This is a genomic window from Novosphingobium organovorum (assembly GCF_022832435.1).
Classification (GTDB): Bacteria; Pseudomonadota; Alphaproteobacteria; order Sphingomonadales; family Sphingomonadaceae; genus Novosphingobium; species Novosphingobium organovorum.
The window spans coordinates 1-551 of sequence record NZ_JALHLF010000267.1; the positions used below are offsets into that span (position 1 = coordinate 1).

Annotated in this window: 1 protein-coding gene; it reads left to right on the forward strand. The window is 70.2% G+C overall.

What is annotated here, in order from left to right:
- The first annotated feature begins 52 nt into the window (after positions 1 to 52).
- Positions 53 to 493, forward strand: coding sequence for a periplasmic heavy metal sensor (locus MTR62_RS21175; protein WP_244024652.1), 441 nt, complete (start codon positions 53 to 55; stop codon positions 491 to 493).
- The last annotated feature ends 58 nt before the right edge of the window (positions 494 to 551 follow it).

Here is a 551-nt window from a genome sequence, read left to right on the forward strand (position 1 = left end):
GTTGTTCGGGGTGCCTGCGCAGGCCCCCTCGCAGCTGCTCGGAGCCTGAGGCGTGCGCACGCTCAACGGCAAGCTGGTGCTGTTCGTGCTGGCCTTCCTGGCCGCGCTGGCCGCGTTCTGGGTCGGCCAGATGCTGCGCGCGGACCATTCCTCGGCGAACCGGGTGCACACGCTGATCCATTCGCAACTCGATCTCGATGCCGACCAGAAGGCGCGTATCGCGCAGCTCGAGGAGGCCTTTGCCGGCCAGCGCGCCACGCTCGAGGGCAACTTGCGCACCGCCAACGCCGAACTCGCCCAGGCGATCGATCGCGAGCATCGCTATGGTCCCAAGGTCGCCCAGGCCATCGACAAGTGCCACGCCGCGATGGGATCGCTGCAGAAGGCCACCTTGCAGCATATCTTCGCGATCCGCGCGGTGCTGCGGCCCGATCAGGCGCGGCGGCTGGACGCCACCGTCGCCTCCGCGCTGACCGACCCCGCGACGAACTGAGCTGAGCGTGGCGGGGCAGGCTCCAGCGGGCGGGCCACCGCGCGATGACGGCAGCGCC